This is a genomic window from Bacillus sp. UNCCL81, assembly GCF_900112535.1.
GTDB lineage: Bacteria > Bacillota > Bacilli > Bacillales > Bacillaceae_G > Gottfriedia > Gottfriedia luciferensis_B.
Genome location: NZ_FOMF01000002.1, coordinates 799,449 through 812,461, shown reverse-complemented (window position 1 = coordinate 812,461; position 13,013 = coordinate 799,449). Strand labels below are relative to the sequence as shown.

14 protein-coding genes are annotated in these 13,013 nt (G+C 30.6%); 11 read left to right on the top strand and 3 right to left on the bottom strand.

Annotation, left to right across the window (positions count from 1 at the left end; all coding sequences use genetic code 11):
- Nucleotides 1–8: 8 nt before the first annotated feature.
- A complete protein-coding gene (locus BM319_RS04000) occupies nt 9–656 on the top strand; it encodes a nitroreductase family protein (protein ID WP_069032559.1) in 648 nt (215 codons plus the stop codon).
- Between the two features lie 266 nt (nt 657–922).
- Nucleotides 923–2,311, top strand: coding sequence for an APC family permease (locus BM319_RS03995; protein WP_069032560.1), 1,389 nt, complete (start codon nt 923–925; stop codon nt 2,309–2,311).
- A gap of 48 nt (nt 2,312–2,359) precedes the next feature.
- Here the strand turns inward: BM319_RS03995 and pepF are convergent, their stop codons facing one another.
- A complete protein-coding gene (pepF, locus tag BM319_RS03990) occupies nt 2,360–4,171 on the bottom strand; it encodes an oligoendopeptidase F (protein ID WP_091021369.1) in 1,812 nt (603 codons plus the stop codon).
- 217 nt (nt 4,172–4,388) lie between these two features.
- Between pepF and BM319_RS03985 the strand changes: the two genes are divergently transcribed.
- The 4 genes from BM319_RS03985 (at nt 4,389) to BM319_RS03970 (ending at nt 7,626) form a co-directional block, all read left to right on the top strand.
- Nucleotides 4,389–4,910, top strand: a complete 522-nt coding sequence (locus BM319_RS03985; protein ID WP_091021368.1) for a hypothetical protein — start codon at nt 4,389–4,391, stop codon at nt 4,908–4,910.
- A gap of 34 nt (nt 4,911–4,944) precedes the next feature.
- Nucleotides 4,945–5,823: an ABC transporter permease subunit gene (locus tag BM319_RS03980; RefSeq protein WP_069032563.1), complete on the top strand. Its 879-nt coding sequence runs from the start codon at nt 4,945–4,947 to the stop codon at nt 5,821–5,823.
- Entirely contained in the window at nt 5,820–6,875 is a 1,056-nt protein-coding gene (locus BM319_RS03975) for an ABC transporter permease subunit (protein WP_091021367.1), read from the top strand. The genes BM319_RS03980 and BM319_RS03975 overlap by 4 nt, the downstream gene beginning before the upstream one ends.
- A gap of 232 nt (nt 6,876–7,107) precedes the next feature.
- Entirely contained in the window at nt 7,108–7,626 is a 519-nt protein-coding gene (locus BM319_RS03970; RefSeq protein ID WP_025569095.1) for a hypothetical protein, read from the top strand.
- Between the two features lie 172 nt (nt 7,627–7,798).
- Here BM319_RS03970 and BM319_RS03965 read toward each other — a convergent pair whose 3' ends face one another.
- Nucleotides 7,799–8,263 (bottom strand): NUDIX hydrolase, encoded by a 465-nt coding sequence (locus BM319_RS03965; protein ID WP_069032566.1) that lies wholly within the window; start codon nt 8,261–8,263, stop codon nt 7,799–7,801.
- Nucleotides 8,264–8,477: 214 nt separating this feature from the next.
- Here BM319_RS03965 and BM319_RS03960 point away from each other — a divergent pair, with 214 nt between their 5' ends.
- Nucleotides 8,478–8,918, top strand: coding sequence for an NUDIX hydrolase (locus tag BM319_RS03960; protein ID WP_025569093.1), 441 nt, complete (start codon nt 8,478–8,480; stop codon nt 8,916–8,918).
- A gap of 202 nt (nt 8,919–9,120) precedes the next feature.
- Nucleotides 9,121–9,624, top strand: coding sequence for a CcdC protein domain-containing protein (locus BM319_RS03955; RefSeq protein ID WP_025569092.1), 504 nt, complete (start codon nt 9,121–9,123; stop codon nt 9,622–9,624).
- A gap of 134 nt (nt 9,625–9,758) precedes the next feature.
- Here BM319_RS03955 and BM319_RS03950 read toward each other — a convergent pair whose 3' ends face one another.
- Nucleotides 9,759–10,526, bottom strand: a complete 768-nt coding sequence (locus BM319_RS03950) for a HipA family kinase (protein WP_069032567.1) — start codon at nt 10,524–10,526, stop codon at nt 9,759–9,761.
- A 221-nt stretch (nt 10,527–10,747) separates the two neighbouring features.
- On the opposite strand from BM319_RS03950, the gene BM319_RS03945 reads away from it, so the two are divergent.
- The 3 genes from BM319_RS03945 (at nt 10,748) to BM319_RS03930 (ending at nt 12,940) form a co-directional block, all read left to right on the top strand.
- Nucleotides 10,748–11,233 (top strand): AraC family transcriptional regulator, encoded by a 486-nt coding sequence (locus tag BM319_RS03945; protein WP_025569090.1) that lies wholly within the window; start codon nt 10,748–10,750, stop codon nt 11,231–11,233.
- A gap of 430 nt (nt 11,234–11,663) precedes the next feature.
- A complete protein-coding gene (locus BM319_RS03935) occupies nt 11,664–12,347 on the top strand; it encodes a hypothetical protein (protein ID WP_025569008.1) in 684 nt (227 codons plus the stop codon).
- 218 nt (nt 12,348–12,565) lie between these two features.
- Complete coding sequence (locus tag BM319_RS03930; protein WP_025569009.1) at nt 12,566–12,940, top strand: DnaJ family domain-containing protein; 375 nt, start codon at nt 12,566–12,568, stop codon at nt 12,938–12,940.
- Nucleotides 12,941–13,013 lie beyond the last annotated feature (73 nt).

The following is a 13,013-nucleotide window of genomic DNA, read 5'->3' as shown; positions in this document are numbered from 1 at the left end:
GTGGAAGCATGGATTACAATTCGTTTAAAGAAATTATTCACGGAAGAAGAAGTATTCGAAAATTTACTGATCAAGCAGTATCAAATGAAATAATTGAAGAAATTATTGACTGCGCACGTTATGCTCCAAGTGATACAAACTCACAAACTTGGGAGTTTATCATTATTAAAAACACTGACAAAATTAAAAAAATTGAAGAGATGACATGGGATTCTCTACATGAAGTTGCTGAAAAAGCAAAAGAAAAAGGATTAGAAAAAGAAGGTAAACTATTAGTTCGTTCTTTTGGTCCTTATGCAACAGCATTTAGAGAAGCACCAGTTTTAATTATTTGTTTAGCAACACCTTATGAATCAAAATTCAGAACAAAAATATTTGATCCAATTGGCTTTGTTGAAAATGAAGTTTGGAAAGAAGAAGGAATTAAAAGCAGCTGCTTAGCATCACAAAACCTAATGTTAGCAGCCCATGCATTAGGCTTAGGAACATGTCCAATGACAGGTCCAGTCTTACTTGCTCAAGATAAACTAAGAACGTATTTAGAAATTGAGGAAAACCGCGAAATTAACATGGTTATTTCACTTGGATATCCATCTGAACCAGCGAAAAAACTTGCACGTAAAGAAGTTGCAGAAATTATTCGTTACGTTGATTAATAAAATTAAGTAACCCACGAGGAAATTACTCGTGGGTTTTTTGTATTTTTATAGAACAATCGACTGGATATTGAATAGAATATCTCTTCGATTAACAAAGTTCATTGCCTGCTTGATCAATAACTCGCATTTAAAGATGAAATTTTAGATCAATTCAAAATATTATATTAGTATAAAATAACGATTGAATTTATATTAATATATTTGTATAATTACTCAAGTGATTAATAAGTAGAAGAATTTTTTCTGAAAGGTGCAGTATCATCATGAATTCGACTAAAAAATTAGGGGTAATGGGTTTATCATTTTTAAGTATAAATGCAATATTAGGTTTACGTAATATTGCTTTTGCTTCAACAATCGGTCCTTCAGCTTTATTTTATTGGATTGCTGCAGCGTTAATTTATTTTATTCCAATTGGATTGATTGTAGCAGAGTTATCTACAACCTATCCAAATCAAGGCGGAATGGGTGTTTGGGTTCGAAAAGCTTTTGGCGAGAAGGCGTCATTTTTATGTTCGTGGTTTTTTTGGATTGCTAATTTTACGTATTATCCGTCACTTTTATTAACTACAACAATTGCGATTGCATATGGAATTAACCAGCCACAAATGGCAAGTCATCCTATGAAAACAGCTATTATATCTAGTATTATATTTTGGATTGTTACATTACTTACATTAAAAGGTACTAAAATGAGCGGAAGGCTTGCATCGATCGGGGCTCCACTTGGCGTATTAGTACCGGCTATTTTAATATTTGGCTTTGGATTTTATAGTATGTTTAGCGGTGAACCAAGCGCTACCCACTTTACACAAAGTACAATCATGCCAAATAATTTATCATTTGGAACGATCATGTTTTTATCAACACTAATGTTTGGTTTTTCAGGGGCAGAAATGCTAGGAACGATTGCAGGTAATGTAAGAAACCCACAAAAAACATTTCCTAGAGCAATTTTAATTACATCAATTATTATTGCATTAGTATATATACTTGCAACAGTTGCTTTCCAGTTTGTCATTACAATTTCATCTGACCAAACTGCGACGGCACTTTACTTATTTGCGGATAAAATAACTTCACAATTTGGACTGGATTTTTCACTTTCTCAAATTTTAGGAATCTGCTTTGTATTAGCATTTGTAGGATCTCTTTCATTTTTAATTTTGAATCCAAGTGTAATGATTGCTGAAAGTGCAAAAGAGGTACTTCCTAAAAATTTATTAAAAGAAAATAAAGATGGTATGCCATCAATTTTAATATTAGGTCAAGCAGCGGCAGTAACGCTAATTTTAATCCTATCTGCATTTGTACCAAGTGTCTCAAAGGCATTAAATATGTTAATTTTAATGTCAACATTGGCATTTTTTATTCCTTATGTATTTTTAATTAGTGCGTATCTTAAACTTCGTATGACTGATAAAAAAATAAACAGACCGTTTAAAATTAAAAGTAATTCACTAGCCATTTTCGTTGCACTCATTGGAATGATTTCAGTAGTTGGAACAATCGGTTTAACGCTTATTCCAGCTCCAGATACGACATTACTAGAATATTTACCTATCGTACTTGGACCAATTTTATTTGGATGTATTGGATTTATACTTTACACTAATGGAACGAAAGGTAAAAAGAAACAAATGAAAAACTAATAAAAAAACCTAAATTATTTTGAAATAATTTAGGTTTTTTTGATGTTTTTAGAAAAGAGACTCTAATTCAGTCACTAATGAACCAACATACTCAACAGCTTCCTTGATTGGTGCACTTGTTGTTAGATCAACACCTGCCATTTTTAATAGTTCAACAGGTTTTTTCGATCCACCTGTTTTTAATACTTCAATCCATGAATCAATAACAGGTTGGCCTTCTGAAGCAATTCTTCGTGAAATTGCAGTAGATGCAGTCAATCCAGCAGAATAAGTATATGGATAAAGTCCCATATAATAATGAGGCTGGCGCATCCAAGTTAAACTTGCACCTTCATCTATTTCAACAGAATCTCCCCAAAATTCTTTCAGAACATTCCCTTTAACTTCACAGAAGGTCTTCGCTGTAAGAGGCGTACCTTTTTCAGAAAGGTCATAAACTCTTCTTTGGAACTCACCTTCAAGTAAATGAGTTACAAAATTATGATAATAAGTACCTAGTAATTGCAGGATCACCCAACGCTTCATTTTTGGATCATTCGTTTGTTTTAATAAATATTGGCCTAATAACATTTCGTTAAATGTCGAAGGTGCTTCTACGAAATACATAGAAGGACGTGTATTTACAACACGTTGATATTTGTTTGCATAATAAAAATGACCAGCATGCCCTAGCTCATGAGCAAGGACAAATGCATTTCTCATCGTATCCTGCCAGCTAATTAAAATATATGGATGCACTCCATACGGACTAGAGCAAAATGCACCTGTTGATTTTCCAACATTATCGGAATAATCAATCCAACGCTCATCAAACGCTTTTTCCATAATTGAAACATAGTCAGGTCCCATAATTTCTAGTGATTTTAAAATCGTTTCTTTTGCTTCTTCATAAGTAGTGCTTGGGTTGAAATCTGGATCTAGTGGTGCTTTTAAGTCATAGAAATGTATCGTTTCAAGTCCAAGTTGTTTTTTCTTTAAGTTAGCTAGTCTACGCATATGTGGAGCTAATTCCTTAAAGATGATATTTAATTGATTATGATACATTTCTAAAGATACTTTATGATCTTCAAGTAGCATTTGCGTAACTGAGTCATAATTACGTAATTTACTTAATGCGACTTCCTTTTTTACTTGAGTAGCATAAATCGAAGCATATGTATTTTTGTATTGGGTAAGTGTTTTAGTAAAAGATTCATACGCTTGTTTACGCACTGTTTGATTTGGAGAGAATTCATATAAGTTTTCGAACATGGCAAACGAATTTTCTAATTCTTTTCCATTTTCATCTTCAAAGGAATCGAATTTTAAATCAGCGGCCTTACTTGTTTGGTAAATTCGATATGGGGCAGAAGTAACTTCACCAAGCGCAGCTAAAGCCTCTTCAGTTTCAGGGAGTAATATATGTTTTTTAGATGCAATAATTTCTTCTAATAATAATTTAAAGACCTCAATTTCATTTTCTTCCTTAATAAATCCTTCTAACATTTCGTTATTTAAATGTAAAAGCTCTGATTGAATAAACGTTAAAGTTGTATTTGCTTTTGTACTTAAGCTAGAAAATTGTAAACTATCAGATTGATTTTGAGAATCTGAACCATCTCCAGACTGACGTAAGCTTACATATGTACCACAACGAATTAATTGAAGCATAATCGATTCATAAGTTAATAAAGCCTTTTTTAAAGATTCGGCAGACTTAAGGACAGAACCTTTTAGCGATTTCGCCTCTACTAGATCATTTTCAATTAGTTCTAAAGCAACTAGCCACTCTGTACGAGTTGGATATAAATCCTCTAATTTCCATGTCATTTCTGTTGGAACCTCAGCACGTGTTAAACGTTTTACTAACATTTTTTCCATCAAATTGCCTCCTTTATTAGTAGTTGGTACGAATCTATTATACTGTATAAAAACAAATAAATGGTGGAATTATTCGATAAAATAGAAAATTATAACAATTTAACTGCACAAGCCGTCATTATTTTGATAAAATTAATTGTATTTGGTTAAAAATTTTAACTTTTATAAAAAAAAATGGAAATAAATTTTATTCCTTTGAAAGGGGTTTTTTAATCGAATGAAAAAATTTAAAATGGTCTGTTTACTAACCTTGGCAACTATCGTACTTTCAGCTTGTACTATTAAAAAGCCTCCACAAAATTTAGCTATTAAACCACAAGGTACTTATGATTTTAAAACCGTCGGGATTAAAGTAGAATCATCACTTCCTAAAAATGCTAAATTTAATCTTTTGTTTAAAGATGATGATACAAAGAAAGTAATCTACGAAACTACTATTAAAACAGATGAAAATGGTACTGCAAATAAGAAAGTTTTATTAGATACAAAAAATAAAAACCTAACTGTTTTATTATTTTTTAAGCCTGAAAACCAACCAAAAAACATTCAAGACAAATTCGGCAAATATGGTGAAAACATTCGATCCACTACAGAAGGTTATCGAGTTGGGAAAAAAAATAACCAAAAATATATATATATTAAACAGTACGGTACATTTTGGAAATTCGGTAAATTAAGTGATGGAGGTTTTCTAGTATTTAGTAAAGATAAGATAAAGCAAGAAAAGGAGGGGAAATAATACACAATTAGGCGAAAGAGATTGTGTAGAAAACATGATACAAACAAGTAGAATTATATCTAAATATCTTCTTCAGTTTTGTTTAACCATATTCGGAATTGGATTAATTACGGCTACTTCTTTTACTCTATTTTTACCAAAAGGGGAGCGACTGGTTGAGTTTTGGAATCAACTACAAATCTTTTTTTGGAGTTTTTTTTACTTCGATAATTTAGAAGTTTACTTAAAAGAATTTCAATATGCTCCTTTTTCTTCCGTATTTTTAGAGCCATATATTTATTCTTTTACGATTCTTTTATCAGCGTTTTTACTTTCAATTTTCGTGGCATTATTTATTGCTTATATAGTTAATTTAGGCCCAAAATCATTTAGAAAAATAATGAATAGTATCCTATTTTTCCTACAATCTATACCAGATGTAGTAATGATTTGCGTATTTCAAATTTTCTTTTTATGGATTTTTAATAAAACAGGCGTTAAAATTGTGGACCCAGTAAATGGCTTTGAATCGAAAGCTTACGCATTACCAATCTTCCTTGTATCAATCATTCCTACTATTCAACTTTTCCAAATGTTATTTCTAGCAATACAGGAAGAAAAAATTAGAGACTATGTAGAGTATGCAAAAGCAAAGGGACTGTCTAATTCTTGGATTATTATCCGTCATATATTACGAAATGTTGCTATTACTTTATTAAGTAATAGTAAGCTAATATTTTGGATGATGATTTCAAATCTATTAATAGTAGAGAAGTTCTTTAATATGAAGGGCTATTTTTCATTTCTATTTAATAACAGCAGTTCGCCTGAAATCTTTTTTATGGCGCTAGTTTTACTATTTATCCCATTCTTTTTGCTAGAGATTTTGTTTAAACAAATTGTTAATAGAATGAAAGGGGGACAAGCTATATGATAAAAAATAGAAAATATTTACCAATTATAATTGGAAGCTTTATCATACTTGGCTTAATCACCTTTAGTTTTATTTATACTTACTTTATTAAGGATACGATCAAACCAGCCCCTGCTTTGTTATACAATGCAGAAGGTAAATTAGTAGATACATATGGTTATCCTCCAAGTTCGAAATATCTTTTTGGTGTCGACCGATTTGGAAGAGATGTATTTTGGATGGTAATTGATGGTGCAAAATACACTTTATCCATTGCCATCGTTGTAGGACTAATGAGAGTCATATTTGGTAGTTTACTAGGCACATTTTTCGGATTCATGAATCAAAGATTATTAAAAATTATTGAACCAATTTTAAATGCATTTCGTTTTGTCCCAGCTGTAATCATTATATTTCCATTTTTTGTGAAATTAAATGACGTTCCAGAAGCAGCAAAAGAAAAAACGATTGCAATTCAAATAACACTACTAATTATTATTTCAATACCAATATTGATGAATTCAATAGGTGAAGAAGTAAGAGATTTTTTAAAAAATGATTTTATTACTAGCTCTAGAGTCATTGGTGCACGAAATGGCTGGATCCGCCGTAAACATGTCATACCATATTTAAGAAGCCGAATTCTTTTATTATTTGTACAACAGACTATTCAAACTTTATTTTTACTAACCCAATTAGGGGTTTTTAAACTTTTTATTGGTGGTGTAAAAGTTCTCTACTTAGATCTAGGTGTCGATCGGCCGATGTCACAAGCTAATGAATGGTCTGCGATGATTGGTGCTAATTACATCGAGTTATCGATTGATTCATGGGTAATCATTGGTCCAAGTATCGCTTTTATCGTTTCAATATTTGCTTTTAATCTTATTAAATTGGGAATTGAGCGCTTAATGGAAAACCAAACAGTGCAAAAAAAGAAGAAACCTCTCAGAAATGAAAATTTATATCCTGGATTAAATGATTTCGATTTTGTAAATAAAGAAAATTTAGATGAAGTTAATAGGATTTTAGAGGAAGAACCTAAAACGAATGGACAGCTTTTAACAAGATAATAGCTTAATAGAAGGCATTTGTTCTAAATTAAGAATAGAGTGAGTTAATACGAAAATGGAAATAAAGAAAATCCAACTATTGTTTGTGTTCACAGCCTTGCTGGAAATGCAATTTATAGTTTTGAAGAATTAGCAAAAAATCTAGTAAATAAATTTCATTTGATTGTGTTTGATCATTACATTTGTGGAGTTTCTAACTAATCAACTAATTACATAACAGGAGTCTAATTTTATGAAAAAAATAATTCCAGTTTTAATGCTAGTATTAGTCATATTGACTGGTTGTAATTCTGATACTATTTACACACCTCTTTATGATGGGAAAAAATTAATTATTGGTGTTATAGGAAATATTCCGAAAGTAAGAGAAGAGAATGTGAAATTCAAACATATTAATTTGGATAAAATCGAAGAAACTAAGAATCTTTCCTCGGAATTTGATGCCATAATAATAAAGAAGGAACATCTTTCTAAAGCTGCCAATCATAAATATCTAGCTATTTATCAACATTCTGGTCTTCCATTTTTCTTTATGGATTCAAAAAAATCATTTGAATTAATTATTAATGGACAAATATCCTATAAAGATGCGCCTGATATGGTTGACCAATCCTATGCCACGGGTATTTTGGATGAAAATCATTTCTGTGGATATGGACTATACAATGACAAAGTAAACGATCTTAACATAAAGGATGTATATACACGAATTTTTAAAACAATTGATTCTAGCAAATGTTTCAACGATTAAGACATAAAATATGTGAGTTTGTAGGAGTGTATTGAAATAACTACTCTGAAATATGTTAAGTGAAAAAAGCATATAGCATTCTACTAAAAGAGTGAAAAACCCAGATCTTAATTGTTCTGGGTTTTTCACTCTTTATGAATTTCCTATTCCATAAAAGCCTCTGTTGAGTTAATTATTTAATAATTGGATGTCTATTATCTTCTTCCCAATCAATTATGAATGATTTTTGTCGTGGATTTAAGTTAGTAGGAAGCTCTGTCTTTCTGAAAAATCGATGTTCTCTGCTTTCAATATCCTTTTGTTTTAATTCTCCAGTAAATTGTTTAGATAAAAAAATTATTTGAACGCTGAATGCTTTATCTCCATTAGGGTACTGAACAAAGCATTTTTCACCTGAATAGATACCAAACAACTCTAATCCCGTTACAGTAAGTCCCGTTTCTTCAAGAGTTTCCCTTTTTGCCGCCTCCTCAAAAGTTTCTCCAATTTCCATAATTCCACCTGGTATGCACCAATTGTCTTCGTCTGTTCGGTGTTGCAACAATATTTGTTCATTTTCCTCTATAATGATCCCACAACCTATAGTGAATAGGGTTTCGTTTCCAATATATTTCCTCATATTTTTGATATAATCCATGTGAAAATCTCCTTCATCGTACTAATCCTTCAAAATTCGACAGAAGGAATAAAATTTCCTTCTTTTTTAGCTAACCTTCCATTGAGCGGAATAATTGATCATTTCATCCATAGACATAAAAAAGATGCATTTATTTGAAAAAAGGTCTCTTTAAGTTTTAATAGAATATTTAAAAAGTATTATTTAGGAGTTAGATGAAGAAAGGGGAATTCTTTTGTTATCTAAGGAAAAAAATACAGAAAATAAGTTTTCACCACCCAAACATATTATTTCAGCAGCGACAATTGTAATAAATGAACAAAATCAAATTTTATTAATTAAGGGTCCACAACGAGGTTGGGAAATGCCAGGTGGGCAAGTTGAAGAGGGGGAATCATTGAAAGAAGCTGCAATTAGGGAAACAAAAGAGGAAAGTGGAATTGATATTGAAGTTTTGAAATTTTGTGGAGTATTTCAAAATGTTAGTGGATCAATTTGTAACACATTGTTTTTAGCTAAACCAATTGGTGGAAAGTTGACAACATCTTCAGAAAGCATAGAAGTGGGATATTTTCCTATTGAGGAGGCCTTAACTATGGTAACTTGGAAAAATTTCAAACAAAGAATTGAATATTGTTTGAATGAAAACAGCCATCCCTTTTATATAGAGTTTTAATATTCAACTAACAGATTTCATTATTTTAGCATACATAAAATATGACAATATCACTTTCAAAAATAGATCTTTCTCCTAATATATGAATTTCTAAAAGCTTTTCTTAATTTCGTTTTGACTTCTTATCTCTTTATCTGAGGAATATACATTAAAATGTTTAATGTTTTTCAACACTTAAAATATTACAATTGCGGGGGAATATATGAACGCTTCTTCTTTTTATATGATTGTTATTATGGTTGCTGCATTGGTATTATGGCGAAGAACGAGAGCTATGTATCACCCAATTAAAGGAAGAGGAGTTCGCCTTCTTCTCCCAATGCTATATTTACTGATCCCTAGTATTCCCATTGTTTTGAATCCGAATGCTCATGCAGCTAGCTGGGTATGGATTTGTGCACTTCTCTTTGGAGTTATTTTATCTATTCCACTTATTTGGACGACAAATTATGAACTCCGATCTGATCAACAAATCTACGCTACAAAGAACAAAAGTTTCATCGTCGTCTTTGTTATAATCTTTATTATCCGATTTGTACTTCGCGATTATTTAAAGTGGCTCGGCAATGAGACTGAGGCAGCACTTTTTATGACCGTTGCAATCGGATATATTTGCCCTTGGAGAATTATTTCATTTCTCAAGTTTCGTCAAATATATATTAAAAGAAACTATAATAATAAAGAAACCCTTCAGAAAAATATCTGAAGGGTATTTTGGTTTTTTTAATAGATTCACTCCTGATAATGAAATGTTAATAAAAATAGATATGTCTCCGAAATACTGCAGTAAAAATACCCATAATAATCATATTGATAGACGAATAATATCTTCCATCGTAACTAATTCAAATATTTTTTTACAAATGTATAAACTGATTCAGCAAGTGTTTTTTTGCGCTCCTTCAGATATTTAAAAAGTGCTACTTTGTTTTCGTTTGAAACATTCCAGTCTACTGGTATATCCTGAATAACTTCTTCGATTGAGACATCAGATAATGCTAAGATTTTTTCAATATAAGACGTTATGATGTTTAAGTCATTTAACATATCTACCGTCCAAACATGAACGATTGATTCCTTTTTAAACTTTTTGGATTTTTGAAGAGTTTCTGCATTCCATTTGTATCCTCCTGGAAAACATTTTCCATGATCAATCATATGAATGTCATACTGTCCATCTGGGTGTCGTTTTAAAAGTATATTGCTTTTAGTGCGGTCTGCATCATGCACCCAATAATCGAAAACGAGAATTCCAGCCAAAATATGGGGATTATTTAATTCATTTATAGTCGGACGAGGAGGTTTTTTTGCAAGGCCAATACAGTTATCAATAAAAAGGCTAGCAAACTGTTTACCTGGTTGGTAATGAGAAGAAAATTTTTTGGGTATTTGCTGAATTTGCTTTTCAGTCATCGTTACAATTTCAAAAGGTACAACAGGCAAATTCAACAGTTGACCTAATCTAGCGACAACATATTCGTTTACAAGTTCCCTTGTTCCATGGAAATTATTTTTACATTTAACAGCATAACGATTACCATCACTAAACAAAAATAAATGTGCAGCTTTTCCTGGTAGCGTTTCTATATATCTTATCGGTACAATCAATGATATAACTAAAACCTCCTTATTAAGTAGAACATATTACTATATTCTATATAAGTAGAAGGGTATTGGACAAAAGAATTAATGAACTAGAAGAATTTTTTTCTTTTCACTAATTTCATATTCGGTAGATGTATATGCTCTAAATTTAATTTTTGTAAGAAAAGGATTTTAAATAAAGGAAAGAGAATAAAGGACTATATTACCAATTTGGAGTTGAGAAAATGAAAGTTGTAATTAAAGAACTACCAGAATATGAGGTTGCGTTTTTTAGACGTGTCGGATCATATTTTGAACCAAATGGGGAACATTGGGATAAGTTATTAAATTGGGCAATAAATAATGAACTTTTTCCACCACAACAATCTTTCATAGGAATTTCCTTAGATAACCCAGATTTAATAGAAAGTCTAAATTGTCGTCACGATGCCTGTGTTACAATACCTGATGGTTTTGATAAAGAAAAACATGAAAATATCCAATTTAGAAAATTAGATGGAGGTCATTACGTTTTGTATCAATATTATGATTCTCCTAGTATGTTAAATAATGGATATAAATATATGTATGAACAATGGTTACCAAACAGTGAGTTTGAACCTGATTATGACCGCTATAACTTAGAATTTAGTATGAATAATCCTGCCGAAGACCCAGATGGAAAAGCTAAAGTTCATTTATATGTGCCAGTTAAAAGTCGGACAGCTTAAATAAACTAGTTTTTTAGTATTTTGAAAGACCAATTAGTAATAAAGTAAAATGATTTTCTATTAACCTAAACATCTTTTTTCATATACGATGTAAGTATTGTTATTTCTTGGAAATAATAATATAATTAAATAGAATTTAAATTAAAATTATATCCTTTGTGAAAGGGTGTTAGACTATGAATTTCACTATTTACTTTGGAAATCATGAAGATAAAGAAGTACATACAATGGATTGCTATGTAGACATTGAGGAAGAAACTGTTTCTTAAGCTAATGATCAATCTTAATAAAAATTATTTCAAGGATGCGAAAAATTTTCGTATCCTTTTTTCATTTTTAAGATTTACATTTTAAAATTTATTGTGTATGATTAAAATATAAAAGGCGAACTAATGTTCTATGTATAGATTTTAGAAGGAAAGGAACTTGCATGATGAAAAGAAATGGAGCAACTAAAAGGAATTCAAAAACACCTATTATATCCAATACAGGTTTTATAGGAGCAAGTTTCATTGATATGGAAGAATTGCAAGAAAATCAATATTATTTTACAAGGAAACATCCTTTAATTATACATGAAGTATTAAATGGACTATTGCAAGCTGCATGTGCATTATTTCAAAAACAAAAAATTCCAGCATTTATTGCGTGTGAATATTTAAGAGAGGAAAAGAAAATAGGCTTAATCTTATCAAAAAAGCCATTCGAAAAAGAAGAAGGAATTCGTTATTTTATTGAATATCTTCGTGAAATTGGTCACTTAAATAATGACAAAACAATAAGGGCTGAAATTTCAAATACTGGATTTATTGGCGTAATTTTTGTGGATTTATCGTATATTTCAAGGTTTACATTCGATACGGAAATGAAGTTGCTTTCTGCTTTCACTATTAATTTCATGGAACCGTTAAAAGAAATTTATCATCAAAATAAAATTCATTTATATATGTCAGGTGTTGAACTTCAAAAGGAAGATAAGTTAGGCTTTGTACTTTCTAAGAATCCTTATGATGAGCGGAAAGAAGCGAACTTGTATTTTAAGGAATATTTGAGAGAAAGAGGATTGTTAAAAAATTATAAAGAGAATGTGTTTATTCAAAGACATCGAGCATAAATTTTTTCATTATACTTAATTTGGTTTTAAAAATACATATAAAAACTGAGAGGGGCTGGCATGAGCGGTTCCTCTTTTTGTTTATTCAAAAAAAGTTCATAATTTTGATAAAGTTAGAAACTTACTTAAACCATTCGTTTGCATAAAATATAGAAAGGAAATAGTTAGAAAGTAACGAATAGTATAATATAGGACTAACCAAAAAGGTGGCTATAACGATGACGAATAATGGGAAATATGTAGATTGGTTAAGTGAAATTGTTAAACGTCATGAAAAAGAAGGTGGTTTTGAAGATTTACCTGGAATAGGTAAACCATTACCTAAGGAGCTTTTAAAAGATGATTTATTAACAACTGTTATTAAGAAGTCAGGCTATAAACCAGATTGGGTAATGCAACAAAAGAAAATATTCCAGAAGCTTGAAACGATTTTGATGAAGTTAAATTCTGATGAAAATAGTAAAGAAATAGCTAAAATGATCTCGGAAGTAAATGATGAAATTAAGAAATATAACTTAGGCTGTCCTTTTCCGATGCAAAGAAATTATGTAAATAAGGAAAACCTTGAGAGTCAATTGATTTATTGGAAATGAGTTTGTGAAAAAATGAACGAATTCACTATATAGATGTTTATACTTTTTTACTCGGTATAAGCATCTTTTTATT

Bases quoted from the DNA above. Each gene is read 5' to 3' on its own strand.
- BM319_RS03995 (WP_069032560.1), top strand. From the start codon at position 923: ATGAATTCGACTAAAAAATTAGGGGTAATGGGTTTATCATTTTTAAGT.
- BM319_RS03945 (WP_025569090.1), top strand. From the start codon at position 10,748: ATGAAAGTTGTAATTAAAGAACTACCAGAATATGAGGTTGCGTTTTTT.
- BM319_RS03935 (WP_025569008.1), top strand. From the start codon at position 11,664: ATGATGAAAAGAAATGGAGCAACTAAAAGGAATTCAAAAACACCTATT.
- BM319_RS03980 (WP_069032563.1), top strand. From the start codon at position 4,945: ATGATACAAACAAGTAGAATTATATCTAAATATCTTCTTCAGTTTTGT.
- BM319_RS04000 (WP_069032559.1), top strand. From the start codon at position 9: ATGGATTACAATTCGTTTAAAGAAATTATTCACGGAAGAAGAAGTATT.
- BM319_RS03985 (WP_091021368.1), top strand. From the start codon at position 4,389: ATGAAAAAATTTAAAATGGTCTGTTTACTAACCTTGGCAACTATCGTA.
- BM319_RS03955 (WP_025569092.1), top strand. From the start codon at position 9,121: ATGAACGCTTCTTCTTTTTATATGATTGTTATTATGGTTGCTGCATTG.
- BM319_RS03970 (WP_025569095.1), top strand. From the start codon at position 7,108: ATGAAAAAAATAATTCCAGTTTTAATGCTAGTATTAGTCATATTGACT.
- BM319_RS03965 (WP_069032566.1), bottom strand. From the start codon at position 8,263: ATGGATTATATCAAAAATATGAGGAAATATATTGGAAACGAAACCCTA.
- BM319_RS03930 (WP_025569009.1), top strand. From the start codon at position 12,566: ATGACGAATAATGGGAAATATGTAGATTGGTTAAGTGAAATTGTTAAA.
- BM319_RS03975 (WP_091021367.1), top strand. From the start codon at position 5,820: ATGATAAAAAATAGAAAATATTTACCAATTATAATTGGAAGCTTTATC.
- pepF (WP_091021369.1), bottom strand. From the start codon at position 4,171: ATGGAAAAAATGTTAGTAAAACGTTTAACACGTGCTGAGGTTCCAACA.